Source organism: Synechococcus sp. JA-3-3Ab (genome assembly GCF_000013205.1).
Lineage (GTDB): Bacteria > Cyanobacteriota > Cyanobacteriia > Thermostichales > Thermostichaceae > Thermostichus.
The window spans coordinates 2,706,565-2,721,063 of the sequence record NC_007775.1 but is presented as its reverse complement, the minus strand read 5'-3'; the positions used below and the strand labels follow the sequence as shown (position 1 = coordinate 2,721,063).

12 protein-coding genes and 3 pseudogenes are annotated in these 14,499 nt (G+C 58.2%); 6 read left to right on the top strand and 9 right to left on the bottom strand.

The genetic code is table 11. The features are described from left to right. Nucleotides 1-18 precede the first annotated feature (18 nt). The 4 genes and pseudogenes from acsF to CYA_RS12635 all read left to right on the top strand — a co-directional run bounded on the left by acsF (nt 19) and on the right by CYA_RS12635 (nt 4,597). On the top strand, nt 19-1,110 hold the full coding sequence (gene acsF / locus CYA_RS12650; RefSeq protein WP_011431482.1) for a magnesium-protoporphyrin IX monomethyl ester (oxidative) cyclase: 1,092 nt from the start codon (nt 19-21) through the stop codon (nt 1,108-1,110). 46 nt (nt 1,111-1,156) lie between these two features. Next, on the top strand, nt 1,157-2,638 hold the full coding sequence (locus tag CYA_RS12645; RefSeq protein ID WP_011431481.1) for a site-2 protease family protein: 1,482 nt from the start codon (nt 1,157-1,159) through the stop codon (nt 2,636-2,638). 2 nt (nt 2,639-2,640) lie between these two features. Next, nucleotides 2,641-2,928 (top strand): annotated as a pseudogene (locus CYA_RS15780) (tetratricopeptide repeat protein); the annotation flags it as partial. A gap of 82 nt (nt 2,929-3,010) precedes the next feature. Then, nucleotides 3,011-4,597, top strand: a complete 1,587-nt coding sequence (locus CYA_RS12635; RefSeq protein WP_228375532.1) for a tetratricopeptide repeat protein — start codon at nt 3,011-3,013, stop codon at nt 4,595-4,597. Between the two features lie 42 nt (nt 4,598-4,639). On the opposite strand, the gene lgt is transcribed toward CYA_RS12635, so the two are convergent. The 3 genes from lgt to CYA_RS15510 form a co-directional block, all read right to left on the bottom strand. Then, a complete protein-coding gene (gene lgt, locus CYA_RS12630) occupies nt 4,640-5,779 on the bottom strand; it encodes a prolipoprotein diacylglyceryl transferase (protein ID WP_011431480.1) in 1,140 nt (379 codons plus the stop codon). Nucleotides 5,780-5,951: 172 nt separating this feature from the next. Next, nucleotides 5,952-6,644 (bottom strand): response regulator transcription factor, encoded by a 693-nt coding sequence (locus tag CYA_RS12625; protein ID WP_011431479.1) that lies wholly within the window; start codon nt 6,642-6,644, stop codon nt 5,952-5,954. A 672-nt stretch (nt 6,645-7,316) separates the two neighbouring features. Beyond that, nucleotides 7,317-7,532 (bottom strand): transposase, encoded by a 216-nt coding sequence (locus tag CYA_RS15510; protein WP_240527396.1) that lies wholly within the window; start codon nt 7,530-7,532, stop codon nt 7,317-7,319. A gap of 354 nt (nt 7,533-7,886) precedes the next feature. Between CYA_RS15510 and CYA_RS14915 the strand changes: the two are divergent. Next, nucleotides 7,887-8,018: pseudogene (locus tag CYA_RS14915) on the top strand (IS200/IS605 family transposase); the annotation flags it as partial. Between the two features lie 283 nt (nt 8,019-8,301). Here CYA_RS14915 and gmk read toward each other — a convergent pair. Together gmk and remA are read right to left on the bottom strand one after the other, a co-directional pair. Beyond that, on the bottom strand, nt 8,302-8,955 hold the full coding sequence (gene gmk / locus CYA_RS12620) for a guanylate kinase (protein WP_011431478.1): 654 nt from the start codon (nt 8,953-8,955) through the stop codon (nt 8,302-8,304). 94 nt (nt 8,956-9,049) lie between these two features. Next, entirely contained in the window at nt 9,050-9,319 is a 270-nt protein-coding gene (gene remA, locus CYA_RS12615; protein WP_011431477.1) for an extracellular matrix/biofilm regulator RemA, read from the bottom strand. 107 nt (nt 9,320-9,426) lie between these two features. Here remA and CYA_RS15505 point away from each other — a divergent pair. Next, nucleotides 9,427-9,643: pseudogene (locus CYA_RS15505) on the top strand (RNA-guided endonuclease TnpB family protein); the annotation flags it as partial. Nucleotides 9,644-9,780: 137 nt separating this feature from the next. Here CYA_RS15505 and CYA_RS12610 read toward each other — a convergent pair. The 4 genes from CYA_RS12610 to CYA_RS12600 form a co-directional block, all read right to left on the bottom strand. After that, the gene (locus tag CYA_RS12610) at nt 9,781-11,013 is read right to left on the bottom strand and encodes an RNA-guided endonuclease InsQ/TnpB family protein (RefSeq protein WP_148203217.1); all 1,233 of its coding nucleotides are present in this window, start codon (nt 11,011-11,013) and stop codon (nt 9,781-9,783) included. Further along, nucleotides 10,901-11,518: an IS607 family transposase gene (locus tag CYA_RS14300; protein ID WP_011431475.1), complete on the bottom strand. Its 618-nt coding sequence runs from the start codon at nt 11,516-11,518 to the stop codon at nt 10,901-10,903. Before CYA_RS14300 ends, CYA_RS12610 begins: the two co-directional genes overlap by 113 nt. Nucleotides 11,519-11,626: 108 nt before the next feature. Further along, on the bottom strand, nt 11,627-12,079 hold the full coding sequence (locus CYA_RS12605; RefSeq protein ID WP_011431474.1) for a hypothetical protein: 453 nt from the start codon (nt 12,077-12,079) through the stop codon (nt 11,627-11,629). A gap of 246 nt (nt 12,080-12,325) precedes the next feature. Further along, entirely contained in the window at nt 12,326-14,347 is a 2,022-nt protein-coding gene (locus tag CYA_RS12600) for an FHA domain-containing protein (RefSeq protein WP_011431473.1), read from the bottom strand. Nucleotides 14,348-14,499: the final 152 nt, after the last annotated feature.

The window sequence follows — 14,499 nt, the reverse complement described above, 5'->3', positions numbered from 1 at the left end:
TTTCATCCTGTAACCCCTATGAGTTCCACTTTGCGAGCTGCCCAAACCCAGGCGCGAGTGCCCACCGAGACCATCCTGACGCCGCGCTTCTACACTACCGACTTCGAGGCCATCGGCAAGATGGGGTTAGGCGATCGAGAGGCCGACTTCCGGGCCATCTTGGAGGAGTTTCGCGCCGACTACAACCGCCACCACTTCGTCCGCGGCGAGGAGTTCAACCAAGATTGGGAAAGCCGGCTCGATCCGGAGGCGCGGCGGCTGTTTGTGGAGTTTTTGGAGCGCTCCTGCACGGCGGAGTTCTCCGGCTTCCTCCTCTACAAGGAGCTATCCCGCAGGCTGAAGGAGACCAACCCGGTCTTGGCTGAGTGCTTTGCCCTGATGAGCCGCGATGAAGCTCGCCATGCCGGCTTCCTCAACCGCGCCATGGGCGATTTCAACATGGCCTTTGACTTGGGCTTTTTGACCAAGCACAAGTCCTACACTTACTTTGCGCCCCGCTTTATCTTCTACGCCACCTATCTCTCCGAAAAGATCGGCTACTGGCGCTACATTCTCATCTACCGCCACCTGGAGGCTCACCCCGAAAACCGCGTTTACCCAATCTTCAACTTCTTCAAGAACTGGTGCCAGGACGAGAACCGCCACGGCGATTTCTTTGCCCTCATGCTCCTGAGCCAGCCGCGGCTGCTCGAGGGGTGGGTGGCGGAGCTGTGGTGTCGCTTCTTCCTGCTGTCGGTGTTTGCCACCATGTACCTCAACGACGTGGGCGAGCGCCCAGGTTTCTACCGCCTCCTGGGCCTGGATCCGCACACCTACGACATGGAGGTGATCTACAAGACCAACCGCGAGGCGGCCAAGGTCTTCCCGGTGGTGCTGGATGTGGAGAACCCCGAGTTTGTGCGCCGGCTGCAGAAGTGCGTGGCCAACAACGCCAAGTTGAGGGAGATTGCCCGCGGAGCTGGGCCCTTCAAGAGCCTGCGCAAGCTGCCTCTTTACCTCAACAACGCCTACCAGTTCCTGCGGCTGTTCCTGCTCAAACCGCGCAAAGCTGGCTTTTACTTGTGGGAGCAGCCGGAGCCTCGGTTTGAAGGAACGGCTGTTTCCGCTTGAGCCGTTTTGACTCCAGCTCCCTATTGGTAAGCCTCGTGGGTTAGCCATGAACATCGCCGCCGAGATTACGCCCCTCTTTTTGTTGGGAACGCTGGCGTTTTTGGGTTGGGGCTTCTGGCGAGCCCGCCGGCGGGGATCCCTGGCCGTCTGGGTGTGGTTACAGGGATCCCTGCTCCTTTTGCCGTGGGTGGTCTTTCTGGGGCTGCTGTTGCTGGGGATCTACCTCAACTTCGCCGGCTTCCTGCTGCTGTTGCTGGTGTTCACGGGGCTCTACATTGCCGTGGGGCGCAAAACCCGTCAGTTGGCCCAGCAGGAGCTGCAGGCGCGGCGGCAGCAGTTGGCCCAGATGGAGGAGTGGCAGGAAATCCCCTCGGAAGGGGCTGGGGAGACGCCTGCCGAGCAGCCTTTGGTCTTGCGGGGCATCTCTGCGGAAGATTTGCAGGCCATTCAGTCCATCTTCAGCCTGGACACCTTTTTTGTGACTGAGACCATCCCCTATGGGGAGGGGGCGATCTTCAAGGGCAACCTACGGCGGGAGGCGGAGGGGGTGGTGCCGCTGCTGCAGGAAAGGCTAAGGGAGCGGCTGGGCAGCCGCTACCAACTGTTTTTGGTGGAAGATGCCTCAGAAAAGCCGGCGGTGGTGGTCTTGCCAGATGAGATTGTTAACTACCGCACCTCGAGGGGAGCCCAGATTCTGGCAGCAGGCCTAATGCTGGCTAGCTTTCTGGCCACTTTGGAGGTGGGGGCCAACCTGTTCGGCTTCCGGCTGTTGGAGGCGCCGGGGCGTTGGGTGGAGGCCCTGCCCGTGGCGGCGGGGATCTTCGCCATTTTGCTGGTGCACGAGACGGGCCACCGCTGGATGGCCGGCAGGTATGGGGTGCGCCTCAGCCCGGCTTTTGTTATCCCCAGCTTGGGGATCGGCACGCTGGGATCCCTAAACCGCATCCAGTCGCCGGTGCCCAACCGCAAGGCCCTGTTCGACATCGCCTTTGCCGGCCCGGCGGCGGGCGGCCTCCTTTCCTTGGTGGTGCTGCTGGTCGGCCTAAGGCTGTCTGGCTCCGGGGGGCTGTACGTGCCCACGGAGATCTTTCGCAGCTCCATCCTGGTGGGCACGCTGGCGCGGCTGGTGCTGGGATCCCAGTTGCAGGCGGAGCTGGTGCCCATTCACCCCTTCGTGGCGGTGGGCTGGATTGGCCTGGCCATCACCGCCTTGAGCTTGCTGCCGGCGGGGCAGTTGGACGGGGGTCGCATTGTGCAGGCGGTGTACGGGCGGAAGACGGCGGCCCGCGCCACGGTGATTACCCTGATTGCCCTGGCGGTGGCGGCCATCAGCAACGTCTTGGCCCTCTACTGGGCGCTGCTGATTCTCTTTATTGCCCGCGAGCCGGAGCGTCCCCCGCAGGATGAGATTACCGAGACCGACGGCCAACGGGATGCCTTGGCGTTGCTGGCCCTCTTTTTGATGGTGATGACCCTGCTGCCGATTGCCCCGGCCTTGGCAGGCTTTTTGAATTTTCCCAACGGCTAAAGATGTCGCCGCCGGGAAAGGGCTTTGGCCCCAGCCGAGAGAACCAGGAACAGCACCTGCAGCGCCTGCTGGTTCAGGCTGTCCACCATCACCAGGCGGGGCAACTGCCGGAGGCCATCTCCCTCTACCAACAGGTGTTGCAAGCCCAGCCCGCCCACCCGGAGGCGCTGCACCTCTTGGGGATCTGCCGGCAGCAGCAGGGATCCCTGGAAGAAGCCATTGCCCTGATGCAGCAGGCCTTGGCCCAGCAGCCGTGGTTTCCCGACGCCCACTACAATCTGGCAATTGTCCTCAAGCAGGTAGGCTGCCTGGAGGAGGCAAAAGCTCACCTCCAACAGGCTCTGGAGCAGGGGGGGGCCGGATCCGGAAGTTCTGTACCAGTTGGGGCTGGTGCTGCGGCAACAGGGGGAGTTGGAGGCGGCCCTGGTACCCCTGAAGCAGGCTCTGGAGTTGCAGCCGGACTTTGCCGATGCCGCCTACACGCTGGCCATCCTGCTGCGCGATTGTGGCCGGGAGGCGGAAGCAGCGGAGCTGTTCTACCGCCTCTGGCAGGCCGATCCCGCCGATTTGGCCGCGGCCCTGGGCTGGTGCGTCAGCCAGTTGCCTTTGCTCTACGACACCCCTGAGCAAATTGCAAGCGCCCGCCAGCGCCACCGCCAAGCGCTGGAACAGGTCAAGGCCCGCTGGGCCCAACTGCCGCGGGATCCCGCTGCTTTAGAGCGCGCTGCCGCCGGCGTCGGCTCCGTCCAACCCTTCTTTGTGCCCTACCAGGGCCAGAACGACCGCGAGCTGCAGCACCTGTACGGATCCCTGGTGGGGGAGGTGATGGCGGCCCGCTACCCCCAGCCCCCTGTTGTCCTGCGGCGAGGTCCTGGCCGGCTGCGGGTGGGCATCGTCTCCGGCCTGTTCCGGGATCATTCGGTGTGGAAGATCTTGACCGGCGGCTGGGTAGAAGCTCTGGATCGCTCCCAAGTGGCCCTCTACGGCTTCCACACCTCGGCCGTCCAAGACGAGATCACGCGCTCCCTGCCCCCTCGTTTTGAGCAGTCTGTGGCCGGATCCCGCAGCCTGGCGGAGTGGCAGGCAACCCTTCGGGAGGCGCAACTGGACGTGCTCCTCTACCCGGAGGTGGGCATCGACCCGGTCTGTGCCCAGTTGGCCGCCCTGCGTTTGGCCCCTGTGCAGGCCATGGCCTGGGGACATCCGCAAACCTCTGGCCTGCCAACAATGGATGTTTTCCTCAGCAGCGAGCTGATGGAGCCGCCGGACGGGGCCGGCCACTACACCGAGCAGCTCCTGCCCCTGCCCGGCATCGGCACCTACTACATCCCTCTGGACATTGACCCCGCCCCTGTGGACTGGCTAGCCTGGGGGGTGGATCCCGACAGGGTGCTCTACCTCTGCGCCCAATCTCTGTTCAAGTACTTGCCGCAGTACGACGAGGTGTTCCCCCGCATTGCTCGGGAAGTGGGGCGGTGTCAATTCCTGTTTTTGCGAGGCCGCCTCTCCCAAGGGATCCGCCAGCGCTTTTGGCAACGGCTGCAGCGGGCCTTTCAAGCCTACGGCCTGGCCGCTGAAGACCATGTGCTGCTGTTGCCGGAGCTCTCGCCTGCCCAATATGCCGCCTACAACGCCCTGGGGGATGTTTACCTGGATAGCATCGGCTGGTCCGGCGGCAACACCACCCTGGAAGCCCTGCCCCATGGCCTGCCCATCGTCACGCTGCCGGGATCCCTGATGCGGGGCCGCCACACCTACGCCATCCTGCGGCAGATGGGGATCTACGAGACCATCGCCTCTAGCCTAGAGGAGTACATCCAGATTGCCGTGCGGCTGGGCCTGGATGACCGCTGGCGTGAGGAAATAGGGCAGCGGGTAAAAGCCCGCCAAGAGCGCCTCTACCGGGATCCCGCTCCCATCCGCGCCCTAGAAGCGTGGCTGCAAAGTCTGAAGACCTGAAGGTTAGTTTGGGTGGCCTAGTCCGGCCCGATAGCTCTGGCGCTAACTTGGCTGGGGAAGCCCTTCTCCAGCGGGATCCCGACCTTCCAAGCGGCAGAACAATTGCCGCAGCAGCAGCTCCCGTTGGCCCAAAGAGAGATGGGGGGCAAGGGCGCTGGGAAAGTGGGGCATGGCCAGGGTGACGCGATCCAGCAAGTCAGCGCGGCGGTGCTTTTGCTGGATGGCCCAGGCCCGCTGCACCAGCTCAGCAGCCGTCTCCTGTTCTAGCCCTGCCTGTTGGGCCAGCCAAGCTGTCAACTGCTCCAAATCGGGGTCGAAGCGCAGCCGGTACATATAGACCAGCATGCCGATCCCCAGCACCAGGCCTACGGCGCTGGCCACGTAGGCGGCCTTGATGGAAGTTCCCGGCAGATAGGCCACCGCCGAGACGCGCAAAATTTCGTAAGGGATGCGGATCAAGCTATAGCCGACCACATAGGTCCAGACCCAGGTGCCATCTTTGAGCTTGGGGAAGCGCCAGAACATCCCCATCAAGAGAGCAAACAGAAGCAGGTTGAGCAGGCTTTCGTAGAAAAAGATGGGGTGGAAAAACTCAAACTGGCTGTAGTCAGGCTCGCGGGCTTGGGGGGGGATATATACCCGCAAGGGCCAACTGCTGTCTGGGGGAATGGGGGCTCCATAGGCCTCAGAGTTGAAAAAATTGCCCCAGCGCCCAATGGCCTGGCCCAAGATTAGCCCCGGCGTGATCACATCGGCGTACTTCCAGCCGTTGATCCCGGTGGCGCGGCAGTAAAGGTAGAGGGCAAGTGCACCAGCCAAGATCCCACCGTGGATGATGATGCCTCCCCGCCAGATGGCAAAGGCCAGGAGGGGGTTGTCTTGGAACTCTGACCAGTGGGTGAGGACGTAGTAGAGGCGGGCGCCCAGAAATCCCGATACCACTAGCCACAGGGCCAGGATCTCGACCCGTTCGCTGGCCTCGCCTGGCTCCTTCTCCAGGTGGCGGGCCTCCGCCAAGGCTTTGGTCAAGAGCAGCCCCAGCAACACGGCAATGGCCATCAGCAGGCCGTACCAGCGCAGCCCCAGCCCACCTACGAGAGGGGTTTCGGGGGGAAAGCGGAAGACAAATTCTCCCGGTGAGCTGAAGGTAAGGCCCAGCAGCCCTGCACTCCCTAGATTCATCGACAACACCCTCTGCACCCCAAAATCCCCCCATTCATTTCCAGCAGTCGGCTTCCATCAACCTCACCTGCTAGCAGGACGAAATCCTCTCCGGGTTCTTTTCTCCCCAATCTTGCCGCAGCAGCGATCCCCCCAGGCTGCCCAGGCCATTCTTCTGGGGGATGTCGGCCTCCTATTCGCGCAACACGTAGCCTACCCCGCGCACCGTCTGGATCAGGCGCTTCTCCCCTGGGCCTTCGATCTTAAGACGCAAGTAGCGAATATAGACCTCGATGATGTTGGAATCGCCTGTAAAGTCATAGCCCCACACATGCTCCAAAATTTGTTGGCGTGTGAGCACCTGGCGGGGGTGTTCCATCAGGTAGCGCAACAAGTCGTATTCCTTGGCCGTCAGCTCCACCTGTCGCTCTCCCCGGCTTGCCTGGCGTGTCACCGGATCCAGCGTCAGATCCATAAACACCAACCGGCTGTCGCCAGATCCCTTGGGGGGCTGCAGATAGATCCGTATCCGCGCCAGCAACTCCTGAAGGCTAAAGGGTTTGACCACATAGTCATCTGCCCCAGCATCCAGACCTGCCACCCGATCTGCCACCTCGTCGCTGGCAGTCATCAGCACCACGGGCACGCGGTTGCCCGTCAAGCGCAACTGCCGACAAACTTCCAACCCCGAGATCCCGGGCAACATCCAGTCCAGCAGCACCAAATCGGGGTTCTGGTCGCGGGCTGCCGCCAAGGCCACCGTGCCATCGCCGACCACACTCACCCGATATCCCCTATAGGCCAGCTCGGTTTCCAGGAAACGGGCCAGTTTGGCCTCATCTTCGATCACCAGAATGTGGGCTGAGGAGGATTCCGGTTCTGGCATATTCTCTCCTCAAAAGAAAAGGCAGGAAACTTGCTCACTGCTCACCAGCATACCCTAGCCGTGGGAACTGGCGGTACTAATCAATCCATCCTGCTTCCGAAGTTGGTTTGCTAGGTGTTGCTACTGTGCCCTTTAATTCTTTAACAGGCCGTACCTGAGTTCCTATAAGGGTTTTGGCCTGTCTAAATGACTAAAGATACTCCCCTACTTAGACCTGGAAAGCGTCCAGAGAGATTGCTGCCTTGCCTCGAAAAGTAGGTATATTTGACACTCCCACCGCCTAAAGGCGGGGGATTCTTACGCAGTCCACAAAAGAACCCGTAACGGCGTTGTCAAAGCGCCTCTAGACAGTTCCTGAAGGCAAAGCCCCAAGGTTCTGCTGACTTTCTTAAGCAGGTTGGCGGCAGCATTCGCCTCAGCCCAGAGGGTCTCCACCCGTCGGGTTTTTCACCATAATTAGGTAGCTCATCTCCATCTAGGAAGCTTGCCTGCGAGCTGTACGCCTCCTCTACCTCAATAAACTCCATGCCATAATGCTGACATAATTGCGCAATACGCTCCTTGAACCGACCTGTTGGAATGAAAACAAAGTTTTGGTTATTGACCTTCCCTAAACCGCATTCTTTGTTCCAACCAAAGACTATTCTCCCAATTGAGTGGTGCAAACAGAAGTCAATGACCTTGCCCACAGCTTTGTGGATTGCATTCTCCGGTTTCCGTAATTCGACGAAGCTTTTGCAACCAAAACCCCCGCAGCTTGTGAGTCTTGAGCCTAGCCAGCTCCTTGTTGTACCCCTGGTTAAAGGACTTGACTTTGCGGCCACCAATGATGAAGCTATGTCCTAAGTTGCTAACGCACGTAAGCCAGTTGTTGACTCCGTGGTCAATTGCTAGAGCTTTTCTCGGATCCAGTGATTTGGGCTGAGCAGGCTTGGCATAGACCCACTCCAGCTACAGACTTACAGGTCTGTTGTGCGGCGGAGACATACATTGCGATGAAGTGCTTGTTTTGGGTTCTCACCATCTCAGCGCAAAGCGCACCATAGCTTGCCCATCGCTTCGTTTTGAAATAGACTTGTCTCGCATAGTACAAAGCACAGTTGTACACCTTATTAGACTGTTGACACAAGTACTCTGATAGGGGGACTAGCTCCCTGTTCCTGACTCGAACCTGCTGACAGCCGCACTCCATCATTGTTGGCAAGCGGCATGACAACCGCAGTCTGACATGGGCAAGCGATAGTGCGAGAGGAAAGTCAACGGTACAATCACTACAACCATGGTGTGGGGCTAGCGGTTGTTCATCTCATTTTTTGGCCAAAGAGAAGGAAAAAGGTCTTGGTAGGAGAAGTCAGGAAGAGGTTGTTTGAGCTATGAAACTATATCAACGACCCCCATCATGGGTAAGCGACTAAAGTGGCTAGCGGGCTTTTCCGCCCCGCACTCAAGTGCGGGGCTACTAAGCTATCCCTTTGTGTGTAGGGGCGTCTTGACAGCGCCTTCGCGATTCCGGTTGTGGACTGCGTGAGAATTCCCCGACTTGAGTCGGGGGAGTGTCAAAAAGCACTTGGCGTGGATGCCGAGGCTTGTGTCGCCGTTTTTTAGTTAAGAAAAAGACGCGAGCTCTCGGAAAAAAGCGCGTAGAGTCGCAGAGCTCCTAGGATTGCCCCTTCCCTGGAGAGGGAGGATAAAGCAAGGCTTCCAGCTCCTGTAGAGCCTGCTCTAGATTGTCGTTGACGATCACGTAGTCGAATTCGTCTTTGGCATCCAATTCTTTGCGAGCCTGTTGCAGACGGCGTTGGATGCTGGCTTCAGAGTCTTGTCCGCGTTCGCGAATGCGGCGTTCGAGCTCTTCTAGCGAGGGAGGAGACAGGAAGATGCGAATGGCATCGGGACACTGTTGTCTCACCTGGCGGGCCCCGGCCAGTTCAATTTCCAGAAGCACATCCTGACCCTGGCTGAGTTTTTGGAACACGATCTCGCGGGGAGTGCCGTAAAAGTTACCTGCGTACTGGGCCCATTCCAACAACTCATCGGCTTCAATCAGGTTGAGGAACTCCTCGCGAGTGCGGAAGTAGTAGTTGACGCCTTCCTGTTCCCCAGGGCGGGGGGGGCGGGTGGTTACCGAGACAGAAAAGTACAGCTCAGGGTGGCGCTGGCGCAATTGGCTGACCAGAGTGCCTTTGCCCACCCCACTGGGCCCTGTCAAAACCACCAGGCGACCGCGAGTGGCAGGAGGCCGAGGGGCTTCCTGTTGCTGCAGGCACTCAGGGGGAGTTGGCGAGGAGAGCGTAGTGGAAGAAACTGCCATAGGCGGAGAGCGACAAAGGACGGCTGGACAGTTGGCTGGTTTGGTTTGTTTTAGGATATCTCACTCTCGGCCTCGCAGGCTGCTTGTGAGGCCCTTACTCAGGTTCCTCCGGCGCACCGACTTTGGCAGTAAGGAAGCGGTTGGCAACGGTTTCCGGCTGAATGGCCGAGAGGATGACGTGCCCGGAATCGGTGATGATTACGGCGCGGGTGCGGCGACCGTAGGTCGCGTCCACCAACTGGCCTCTTTCGCGGGCGTCGCTAATGATGCGTTTGATGGGAGCTGACTCAGGACTGACAATGGCGATAACGCGCCCGGCGGCGACGATATTGCCAAAGCCGATGTTGATTAGGCGAGTATCCATGGTTAATCAGCCAATCTAGCGCCTGTCCGGCCAGCAGCCTTCATCTGAATGCGCGGGACACCCCACCGTCTATACGGTGGGGAGCGATAGCGCCTAATATAACCAGCATGACCCAAGTCCTGACTATCTTCTGCAAGCTCAAGGTATCTGCCTCGCAAGCCACAAAGCTGGATGCAACTTTGGATGCCTTTGCCCAGGCCTGCCAACCAAAACACGCCAGAGAAGATAACCAACGCTCTTCAGCTTCAGTCTCTGAGCGACCGCGAAATCCATGCACGGTTTGGGCTCTCCAGCAACTTGGCTGTGCAGGTATGTAGGTCCATCCCCCCGTATACGGGGGGTGTGGAGGGCGGTTGGAGCCGGGTAGTTTACCCTTTTTCCCAAGAAAGTGCAGGTATTAGGCAGCAAGCCGTTCTATGGCTACTGGAAATGGCTTTCTGATACATTTACGCTGAACACTGCTAAGCATTACTGCTCAGCGGTGAAGCGATAGCATTCTGTCCGTTTCCGTTGTCACTACGCGATGCTGACGCGACCGCGCTACTCGGACGGAGTCCAAACAGAAAGGCGGTATCCCGCAAAGCCCTGAGCATAACACCCAGAGCGCCTTGCCAATCTCGTGGTAGCCTATGGTTGCACTTTGGGCATCGAAACACCTTTGCGCCACCCAACTTAGTGTGGATGTGCCCGCACTTGGTACAGGTTTTGCTGGTGTACGCTTCCGATACTTCCACGACAACCACGTTTTTCTTCTTGGCTTGAAACTTCAGGAGCTGCTTGAACCGGTAGTGCGCCCAGGTGAGCATCGCCCTTGCTGTCTTGCTACCAAACTTCCTCCCTGCCTTGGCAACCATCTTGGCTGACTCGAAAGTGGGGAGGAATATCAATCGGTAGTTATCCGTTAGGAACGCCGCTACCTTGCGATGGCACTCGTCCACCAAGTTCCTGATTCTCTCCCGCAGACGAAACGCCGCTTGCCGCATTCGCCTACGCTTGGGTCTCGGTGCTTTACTCAGCCTAGATTGCAGATCGTCTAGGTGGTAGCACAGCCGAACGATCCTGCCAAAGTCCCCCTTGGCGATATCTACAAAGCCCGCCCCATCAAACCCTGTAAGGAAACTTCTTACCCCAGGGTCAAGCGCAACAACCCCCTTTGCTAACGAACACTGCTCGTTCACGGGCTCAGGAAAGATGGCATACCATCTGTCTTTCACCCGCATTAGCTCAGTTCCGCGTGCCCACTCTCTGGGCATCTCCTCGGATGCACGGAACGCCAAACCTCGGGTGAGTTTCGGATACCACGTCCCATTGCGAAAGTTGCCGGCGTTGAATTGCAGCGTATGCGACCTGTCCCGCACACTGCGAAACCTCGCGTCTTTGCTTCGGCGAAACGCCAACCACGCCTCGACGACCGCGTTCTGCTTGATGTGGCAGGGGGCGTCCTTCACCCACTCGGGTAGGTCGGAGCGCAGGATGATGTCCCGCAGCTTTCTGGCCGTTTTTGGGGCACCATGCTGGCGCTGATAGGCAATCGCTTGGTTGTAGCAGTACCGGCACGCCGCTTGCCACCGCTTCCAAACTTTAGCCAGCGCTGGCTCCGGATAAATCCGTATCTTTCTCGATTGCAGCCCGGTATTTTCTGAGTCCGTAGAGCCGACTGCTGAAGCAGTGCAGGATGGTGAGGATATCCTCAACCAGTTCCTGCTGGGGAGAAAGGTGATCGTCATCGAGAACCAAGATTTCGCATCCGTATTGACGGCAGTACCACTCAACGAACTCAAATCCAAACCGGCAGAGTCGATCCCGGTGAGCGACCACAATCGTTCCGATATCTCCCGCACGAACTCGTTCCAATAAGGCAAGGAACTTTGGTCTTTTGAAGTCGAGACCGCCGCCAACCTCTCCGACCACTTCGGCTCCAGGATAGAGGTTAACCAGTCTTGCAATCTGTCTCTCCAAGTCTGGTTTCTGCCCTCGACTGCTGACTCGGGCGTACAAAACGACTCGTTTGGCCTTTCTGGGCGCTTTGTTCGCGTCAGCGGGCCGGAGGCCAATGTAGCTGTCGAGGTCATACCTTCTCGCCCTACCGGATGGTGTACGTATTGCATGGATCCAGCCTTTCTGTTCCCATCGCCTCAAGGTGTGGAGACACACCCCAAAATAATCCGCCGCTTCTCTCGGTTTTACATACCTAGCCATACCAAGCAGCCATACTGAACATACTGTACATTATTTTCAGTATAGTCCAGCGTATCATTGACTAAAGTCATGCTCCCAGCCCGATTCTAACGGCAATGGATCCCCTTTCTAGCTGCCGGAGCGCGGCCATGGCCCCAGCCACTCTCCACCGCGAAAGCGCCAGCGGGGAAACAAAATGCGCATTACCACCCAAGCGCTGAGGTAAAGGCAAACCCAGACCACACTGTAGTGGAGAATAAAATCTCCCAAGTCAAACCGTTGGGTTGGGATATAAGGAAGACCCACCACCTTCAAGACTGTACCCAAAAAAAGCCCTTCCCAAATGCCGGCCAAAAGCTGAAGGATCCCAGGCCAATCGTGATCCCACATCCACCCCATCAGGTAGTTATAAACAACATCCCAAACACAGCCAAACAGACCTACGTAGAACAGCACCCAAAAATAGGTGAGGCTGCCGCCATGTCCAGTGATCCCAAAATAAAAGGGTAAACTTGCCAAAACACCAACGGTGGCCAATAAGAAAATGCGAGTTTGCCAGCGGCCAATCAAGGTCGGAGTCATCTTTTCCTCCAGCAGTTTTGCCTATCGAGATCATCAGGATCTATTTCGCTCCCGGTCTGTTTGAGAGAATCTTCTGGCCCTCACCCCCAACCCTTCCCCCTTTGGTATGGAAGAGTTGGGGATCAACGCAACACCCCTTTCACCAGGTTCAACGGGATGGGGAATAGCCATGATGTGTCGCCAACAATAGCGTTGATAACCATAAACATCCGGCAAAATCCAGGAGCGTTGCCCAATGTCGGCAAGCTAGGGGCTGATGTTTAGGGCCCACTTGCACCATTGCCACAGGGATCGGATCCCTTCTAAGCCTTTGACCCCCGGTGCCCGCAGTCGAGCCAGGTGTTCCACCGAGCGATGGGCACAGTACTGTAAACCTAAAAACGTATCCACCGGCGCATAGGGCCCGCCCAAGGTGATGATCCCGGCAGCGTACATTCGCCCATCCCGGTTGCGCATCTCCACCAGCTCAAAGTCGTTGGAGACATGCAAGCGCCCGTGAGGATTGAGGGGCAGGTTGTAGTGGGTAATTAGATCGTTGAGGAGAGGATTGGTCATGGGATCCGAAACCAAACCCGTACAGTCGATAACGAAATCGGCCTCCACCTTTAATTGCGTGTTGTTGTGGGTACCTCGAATGTAGGTTACCGGCTTACCCTTGTCGCCGGGAACCACCGACTCCACCTTGCCGAACACAATCGAGTACCAGCCCTCTCGCAACCCTTGCCGCACGATCCGCCGCCATTTCCGCCGACTTGCTGTCGTGGTGCCGCCCCAAGCTTCCAGCAGTTCGCGCCGTTCCAGGGGGGTCGCCGCTTCCAATTTGGCACGCAGAACTCCTCCCCAAGTGGCCTTGGGCCAGTTGAAGGGCTGAAACTCCCAATGGTTCTCCACTGCCCGTTTGGCTCGTCCGAAGCGATTACCGCTTTTGGGCGCACGGCTCAGATGCACCACCGAGATGCGGGGGTTGACTTTGCGGGCTTCGTAAAGGCGTTCCATCACCTGAGAGGCGACGATCCCAAATCCCCGAATTAGGACGGTGCCACCTTGTTTCTCCAACTGCTCATAAACGTGATCATGAGGCTCATAGCCGTGTACCACCGATCTCAAATCTCCTGTTTTTTCGCGAAACTCCTGCAGGTCGTTGAGCAACTTGATGGCCGGATATCCAGTTGCCAAATGGAGATACTTGGCCACCATAAAACGGTGATCTGTATGGCCGGGCCGCGTTGCCGAATAGGCCACCACATATCGCCCATCCTCCGTTTTGCGAATGGCGCGAATATGGCCGTAACACAACATTTGCTCCCAACCAATTCGGGCTGCCTCCCGATCCATTGAGGCAAATACATCCCCCGCCCGCGGCGTATAGGTATCTGCCAACAAGGGCTCACTAAATACCTGCCACAAAAAGCCGAATGCTTCCAACAATCGGCCGGAGAAAAAGGAACGCCAAGCATCTCGCAGGGCATAGCCGGGCCAGCCCCAAATGTTGTCTGGACAAGAATCGGAGCCAGAGCGAATTCGCTTCCAGCGGGGGATCTGGCAGTTGGTCAAAAGCCGTTCATACCGTTCGTAGGGTTTGCGGGCAATGCTGATGACGCGGATGTGTTCCGGTCTGACCCCGTAGATGCGCAGGGTATCCACCCAGACAAAGCTGCCGATACCGCCGCCCAAGGCCAAATAGAGGGTCTCTTCCACAGGTAGTCCGGTGGCTTTGAGGGCGCTCAGGGCAATTTGCTCAGCTCGAAACAAATCCGGCGGCGGAAAATCCGAGCCAGCCCGCACTTCAGGAAGCTGCTCTGGGGTAAAAACCACCGTGGAAGCCGGGGGAACCTCAAATGCGGTGTCGGGTTGGGTGGCCGGGCGAATCAGTTCGGTGCGCGGCTCCAGCAAAAGAGTAGGGGTGCCGGTCAAAAGGGTGGCATTGGGATCCCTGGGGGACACCAAACCCACGGTGATGCTGTAGGGGCCAAGCTCCACCACTTCTCCCCCCTGGAGCACCCGGCGTGCCTGACGGATTTTTTCCCCATTGATGCGGCTGCCGTTGGCACTGCGATCTTCATAGATGACCTGGCCATCCTCACCGAGATAGACGAGGGCGTGATAACGGGAGATCTCCTGGCTGGCAAACACAGCCCGCGCCACTTCTCGACCTTGCCATTCCTGTGGCAATTGGGCCAGCTCCCTGCCCAAGGCAAGAGGCAATGGAAAAATCAGCTCCTGCTGTTCTTCGGTGATGGGATCTTCCCAGCTCAGTTGAATTTGCATAGCTTCTGCTCACCTTTACAAAGATCATGTACAAAGATCATGAAGAGGCCATTGAGAAAACACAGAACAGCGCGACCTCACAGGTCACTTTTGGTTTGCCCGGGATCCCTTTTTTCTATCCCCCACGGACTTGGATCAGCCACTGGGATCTG